The 6,745-nt window shown below is 34.9% G+C and carries 5 protein-coding genes; 4 read left to right on the forward strand and 1 reads right to left on the reverse strand.

Annotated elements, in window-relative coordinates:
• The first annotated feature begins 202 nt into the window (after window positions 1-202).
• The 4 genes from Q8907_10740 to Q8907_10755 all read left to right on the forward strand — a co-directional run bounded on the left by Q8907_10740 (window position 203) and on the right by Q8907_10755 (window position 5,929).
• Window positions 203-712: a hypothetical protein gene (locus Q8907_10740; GenBank protein MDP4274744.1), complete on the forward strand. Its 510-nt coding sequence runs from the start codon at window positions 203-205 to the stop codon at window positions 710-712.
• A 130-nt stretch (window positions 713-842) separates the two neighbouring features.
• On the forward strand, window positions 843-1,592 hold the full coding sequence (locus tag Q8907_10745; protein ID MDP4274745.1) for a dihydrodipicolinate reductase C-terminal domain-containing protein: 750 nt from the start codon (window positions 843-845) through the stop codon (window positions 1,590-1,592).
• Between the two features lie 332 nt (window positions 1,593-1,924).
• Window positions 1,925-3,958 (forward strand): hypothetical protein, encoded by a 2,034-nt coding sequence (locus Q8907_10750; GenBank protein MDP4274746.1) that lies wholly within the window; start codon window positions 1,925-1,927, stop codon window positions 3,956-3,958.
• A 60-nt stretch (window positions 3,959-4,018) separates the two neighbouring features.
• Window positions 4,019-5,929 (forward strand): DUF3857 domain-containing protein, encoded by a 1,911-nt coding sequence (locus tag Q8907_10755; GenBank protein ID MDP4274747.1) that lies wholly within the window; start codon window positions 4,019-4,021, stop codon window positions 5,927-5,929.
• 237 nt (window positions 5,930-6,166) lie between these two features.
• On the opposite strand, the gene Q8907_10760 is transcribed toward Q8907_10755, so the two are convergent.
• On the reverse strand, window positions 6,167-6,745 hold a 579-nt coding region (locus Q8907_10760), incomplete at its 5' end, for a hypothetical protein (protein MDP4274748.1).

Below are 6,745 nucleotides of genomic sequence, written 5' to 3' on the forward strand. Positions count from 1 at the left end.
ACCGGCAAATTTGTGAATTCTCGGTATTGTTATATCTTTAATCTACAGTATTATATAATAAGAATGAAAGAAATTTATAAAATTCCGATACTGGAAATATTGTTTTGGTACATTATAATATGCAGATTATTAATATGTAAACACGATGAAGGCGATTTGTAAACCATGAATTAATTATTCGACTATTTGAAAATATAAAACCATGAGCGCAACAAAAGAATATGAGAATTACCCCCTGGGCACTGTTGTTCTTTCAAACACTCTTTCTTTAGCCCTTTATGGACTTGGTTTTTTTGTGATTAACAAATTAGGCTTGTTATTTTCACTGCTATACCTGTTGTATGTCTTAATACTGGAGTATAGGTTGATAAAAAGTTGTGCCAATTGTTATTATTGGGGCCGGGTATGTGGATTCGGAAGAGGGAAAATCAGTGCTTGGTTTTTTAAAAAAGGGGAACCGGCAGAGTTTTGCATAAAGAAACTAACCTGGCTGGATCTGGTCCCTGATATGCTGGTCTCTTTAATCCCCATTGTTGTAGGTGTTGTTCTGATGATTCTCCGGTTTGATTTTCTTTTGCTATTCTCCGTATTGTTGATTCTTTTTCTGACAACCAGTGGCAATGGATTTATACGAGGGAAGTTAACCTGCCGTTATTGTAAACAAAAGGAATTAGGTTGCCCGGCATATTCACTGTTTAATAAAGCTGGCTAAAGCAAAATAAACTTTTTGTTATATTATCTGGCATTGTTGGCTGTGATCTGATAATATGGCGGATTCATTTCAGGCAATTAATCGGAATTATGTTTTTATTCATGAAAATAACAACTTAAAATTATATATCATGAAAGTAGGATTAATTGGTTTTGGTAAAGCCGGCAAGGCTGTGGCTTCAGTGGTTCTTCAAAACAAAGAATTTTCTCTGGAATGGGTATTAAGGCAGAGTATGGTTCTTGAAAGTCGCTCTGTATCCGAATTCCTTGGTATACCTTCCCGTGATCCCGCATCAATTCATTCAAAAGAAACGGTAAATATTGATGAACTACTGGATGAACATCCGGTTGATTTCATCATTGATTTTTCATCGGCTCAAGCAATATTCGAATATGGCCAAGCAGCAAGCCTTAGAAATATTAAGATCATCTCTGCAATTTCGCACTATGATGAAAAAACTATTGATTTTCTTCATGATCTGTCAACCCATGTTGCTGTATTTTGGTCGCCTAACATTACTTTGGGAGTAAATTATCTGCTGTTTGCTGCCAAATTTTTAAAGAAGATTGCTCCCTGGGTGGATGTTGAGGTGGTGGAAGAACATTTTAAACAGAAGAAAGGAGTTTCGGGTACTGCCCTTAAAATTGCGGAAGAACTGGAGGTTGAAACTTCAAAAATTAGCTCCATCAGGGCAGGGGGAATTGTTGGCAAGCATGAAGTTATTTTTGGTTTCCCTTATCAGACAGTCCGGCTGATCCATGAATCTATTTCACGTGAAGCCTTTGGTAATGGTGCATTATTTGTGGCCGAAAATATACAGAATAAGAATACGGGGTTTTACAAATTTGAAGATATACTTCTTCCATATTTCGTCTCTTAAATATATAACATAAATCATTTTTGCATTTCTATACCAAAGGAAACTTTCAAACTATCAGGTGATGAATTTAAAATTATTTGAATCAATTATTTAAGAAGGTTACGGACTCGTTGTTCGTATCCTTCTTTTTGTTGATGACAATAGATCACTTCATCTTTAGATTAATAAAATAACATATATTATAGATGAAAATATTTTTTTTATTTTAAATTTACATTTTATAAAGTTAGAACATATCTTTTCACTTCTTTGTCCCAATACCAAAACACTTGAATGTATTGCTATTTCAGTAAGTTAAATCTGAAATTTATTAAAAAATTAAAACCTAAATTATGAAAACCTGTTTGACCCTTTTTCTCCTTTTCCTTTTTCCTTTAGTCTTTGGCCAATATGATGATCCGAAGTTTGGGAAAATTGATCCTGCCGAACTTAGCATGACAAGGTATGATAAAGATACCACGGCAGATGCATTGATGCTTTTCGACAATGGGAACACAAAGTTTACACTTAATTCCGAACATCAATTTCAATTTGTCTTTGAAAGGCATTGCCGAATTAAAATCTTCAAAAAATCTGCTTTTCATTTGGCTGATTTTAAATTGAAACTATATAAAAATGGCTCTGCAAAAGAAAAACTGTCAACTCTTAAGGCTTTTACCTATAATTTGATTGATGGTAAAATAGTTAAGATAAAATTGGATAACGACAACATTTTTGAGGAAGCATCTAATTATTATATAATTAAAAAATTCGCTTTTCCTCAGGTTAAAGAAGGTTCTGTTATTGAGTTGTCTTATACAATCACATCGGATTTTCTTTATAATTTAAGGGGATGGAATTTTCAATATGAATATCCTGCTGTCTGGAGCCAGTATACTACTGAGATTCCGGAATACTTTAATTATAGGCAATCGTCTAAAGGATATTTGCCATTTGATGTTCAAAAAAGCGAACAGGTACCTGCGTCATTTTTGTTTCACGTTGAAGCACAGAATGATGTTAACGGCGGGATACAGGGATCGGGTCGTATACAAGCCCAAAATTATGAAATGAAGGCAAATGCAACCAGACAGGTCCTTGCCACTAAGGATGTACCTGCATTTATTGCTGAACCTAATACTGATTGTGATGATAATTATATCCAGTCTATGGAGTTCGAATTAAGCAGCGTTCGGTATCCAAATCAACCGAGTCAGGATTTTACTCAATCATGGGAGTCTGTTAATGAAAAAATGAACAGCGAGGAAGATTTTGGTCGTCTTTTAAAGTCAAAAGCTTTCATTAGTGATACCGTAGAGAATTTAATCAAAGGAAAAACATCTGATTTGGATAAAGCCTCTGCAATATATTCTTTTGTGCAGAGCAGAATGAAATGGACTGGAGTATACAGCCTTTGGTCAGTAAACGGTTTGAAGAAACCTTTTCAGGCTCATTCCGGGAATTCATCTGAAATCAATTTGTTGTTGACTCTGATGTTGCAGACCGCCGGGTTAAAGGCCGATCCGGTAATGTTTAGTACAAGAGATAATGGTGCAGCCGCAAGTTTTTATCCGACTATTACCAAGTTTAATTCTGTACTTGCCCGCCTGAATGTCGATGGTAAACCGTATTTTTTAGACGCAACCTGCGAATTTTGTCCAATGGGAACTCTTCCGGCTAATGATATTAATGGAAAAGGACGGGTAGTAAACAACGAAAATGGTGATTGGGCTGATTTGGAAGTTCCGGCCCGGTATAAAATGTCCAAACAGTATCTTTTGACCATATCCCCTGATGGGAAATTTACAGGAACAGTTAATGGAAAATATGATGGATATGCAGGAATAAGTTTCCGCAATCATCTAAAGGATGAAAAAACAGTTGATGATTATTTTAGAAAACTTCAGGAAAATTTAAAAGGACTTAATATTATCAGTTATGGAATATCTCAAAAGGAAAATGTTAATGTGCCTTTAATGGATTCTGTGAAAGTCGAAATTACGGACCATTCTGAAATATTGGGCGATAAAATTTTATTTCAGCCATTATTGTATGAGGCAATTGGAAAAAACATTTATATCCTTGAAGACAGAAAATATCCGGTAAATTATAATTATCCGGTTTCTGAAACACTTGTTTTTTCCTATAAAATTCCGGAAGGATATAAAGTAGAATCAATGCCGGCCCCAACAATATTGAAATTTCAGGATAATGCCATGGTAGTATCTTATTATGTCCAAAATATTGGTGATCAACTAATCGTTAATTATAAGAAAGTGATAAATAAGATTTTATACATACCTGATGAATATAAGGATTTAAAAGAGTTTTATAATCATATTGTTAAAGTAAATTCTGAAAATGTGATACTTAAAAAAACGACTTAACAGTTTTACATTTTTAATTATAGTTTCAATTTTCATTAACCAAAAAAATAGATCATATTCATGTCTTTCAAAACAAATATTGCAGGAATGACAATTTTATTGTCGTTCCTGTTTTCCCCTGCTTGGGCTCAAAGTTATTCGGTCTCTTTAATTCCCGACAGTTTAAAAGATGAGGCTCATGCGATAATCCGTGAAGACATTGAGGAATTTACCGTTCAGTCAGTAAATTCAGGAGTAGAAAAGGTGAAAAATGTAATTACAGTCTTAGATGAAAACGGGGCAGCATCTGCCATACTGAAAATTCCATATAATAAGGATGCCAAAGTTACTATTGATAAATTGGCTGTCTATGATAAAGATGGCAAGAGGTTAGAAAAAGTAAAAAAATTAGAAATTGTTGATATTCCTGCTTATGATGGAATGTCATTGTATTCTGATTTTAGAGTCAAAATATTTAAGCCGGATTATGGGCAATATCCTTTTACCGTTGAGTATGAATATGAAATCAGGCGGAATAATCTTGTTGCATACGGCTGCTGGCAACCCTTAGATGAATATAATACTTCCGTGGAACATTCCAAATTGGTGTTTATTCATCCATCAAATATTGAAGTAAGTAAGAAGGAATTAAATCTTAGCAGGAAATCTACTGTGTCAACAGTAGGTACTGACCTGGTTGAAACATGGGATTTTAGCAATTTGAAAGCCCAGGAAAAGGAACCATTTGCTATGAGTCTGTCTCAACGGATGCCCCGGGTGTTTCTGATGCCTTTGCAGCTTGTTTATGACAAATATGCAGGAACTTCGCACAACTGGAAAGAATTTGGCAAATGGATAAGTGATTTATATGTTGGCAGGGATGAATTGGCTTTAAAGGAAAAACCGGATATAGACAGACTTTTGAGCGGCGTAAATGATACTTTGCAGAAAATTAAATTGCTCTACGAGTATATGCAAAAACGTACCCGATATGTAAGTATCCAATTGGGAATAGGAGGGTGGCAGCCTTTTTCAGCTCAAACTGTTTTTGAAACGGGATATGGCGATTGTAAAACCTTGAGTAATTATATGCATGCCCTTCTTAGATATGTTGGAATTGAGTCATATCCGGCACTTGTCTCTGCAGGACGGTACATAGAGCCTATTTTTCATGATTTTCCAAATTTTAATCAATTCGATCATGTCATTCTTTGTGTTCCTTTGAGGAAAGATACGATTTGGCTTGAATGCACCAATCAGAGCATGCCTTTTGGTTTTCTGGGCGATTTTACCGATGACCGGGATGTACTTTTAATCTCTCCTGATGGTGGAAAATTTGCTCATACCAAAAAATATCCTGCTGAAGATTATCTTAGAACCTGCAGGGCTGAATTTGTTGTTGATCCCTCTGGAAATGCAAGTTGTATGATGCATACCAATTATCAGGGATTGTATTATGATGAGGTTTTTCAATTACTCAATATCAATGCTGATGAGCAAAAAAAGTGGTTGTATCAGAATTCTTCTTTGCCTTCGATGCAGCTGAATAAATATGATATTAAAAACGAAAAAAAGATCATTCCACAGGCAATAGTCGATGAATCATTGAACTCTCAAAATTATTGTTCATTTACGGGTAATTATATGCTTCTTCCTTTAAATCTGGTTAATTTTCAAAGTCCGGTTAAAAAGATGATGAAAAAAAGGCTTTCTGATCTTTTAATAAGCAGAACATCAGTTGATTATGATACTCTGATTTATACTATTCCGTCCGGATATAAAGTGGAGTCTATTCCTCAGGGACAGAATGTTAATTCGGCTTTTGGCGATTATTCTTTCTCTGTCAAAGTGGATGGCAATAAAATTATATATACTCGTAAGTTAATGCTAAAACAAGGTTGTTTTAAAGCTTCAGCGTATAAGGATTTTTATGATTATTGCCTTGCCATTTCTAAAAATGATAATGCCAAGGCAATGCTGGTGAAAAATTAACATCATGTTAATTGGTTTATTGCTCAATAAAACCCGAATGTTTAGCTAATTCCTGGAAAATTATTGTTCTTTTTAATTGTTGGCTTTAGCCAATAGCAATGGGGAAGATGTTTTTAAATGCCAAACACGGAGTTTTTCTGGTGAACCAATGAAAAGGCCAAATATGACTAATTTTACTTCATATTTGACCTTTTTGTTTTAGCTCTATGACGGTATTTTATAATATTTGTAAAAGTATTAGTTTGCTACCAGGGTCGTAATACTATGTGCATCCAGAATGGCAGTAAAGCCGTTATTACTTACTGCAATATTTGAAGAAGTAGCAATATTTTTGCTGCCAGATGTGACATAAGGAGTTACCGAAGATATATTCCCATTTTGAATTTTAAAAGGTTGACTGATTGCTACTGTACTCATGTTGATTGCAACAATCACCACCTTTGTCCCATTCGTATAGGCGCTTATATAAACGTTCGAATTCGGATTAGCGGTTGCCTCAATTCTATTATAGCCGGGGCGAATCCATTTCGAAAATTGCCCTATTGCACATGCGTTCTTGGTTAGTGCATTTTTTGAATCAATCAGGTTGCATTTACTTCCGTTCAGAGGCAACATCCACCACCAACAATAAGCATTCATGTTATTGCACATGCAGTCGTGTATTTCTTTGGCTACCTTTAATGCGATGTTGATATTGCTGGTGCTGTCATCATAATAATGTTCGGTCATCCATATTTTTTTGCCCTTATTGATTGCATTGGTGTAAGTGAAAGGTTTGGATCCATAAATATGCCCGCCTATGTATGTGATATTTGC

The organism is Bacteroidota bacterium (assembly GCA_030706565.1).
Taxonomy (GTDB): Bacteria; Bacteroidota; Bacteroidia; order Bacteroidales; family JAUZOH01; genus JAUZOH01.

Excerpts from the sequence above, each read along its gene's own strand:
- Q8907_10750 (MDP4274746.1), top strand. The coding sequence starts at position 1,925 with ATGAAAACCTGTTTGACCCTTTTTCTCCTTTTCCTTTTTCCTTTAGTC.
- Q8907_10740 (MDP4274744.1), top strand. The coding sequence starts at position 203 with ATGAGCGCAACAAAAGAATATGAGAATTACCCCCTGGGCACTGTTGTT.
- Q8907_10745 (MDP4274745.1), top strand. The coding sequence starts at position 843 with ATGAAAGTAGGATTAATTGGTTTTGGTAAAGCCGGCAAGGCTGTGGCT.
- Q8907_10755 (MDP4274747.1), top strand. The coding sequence starts at position 4,019 with ATGTCTTTCAAAACAAATATTGCAGGAATGACAATTTTATTGTCGTTC.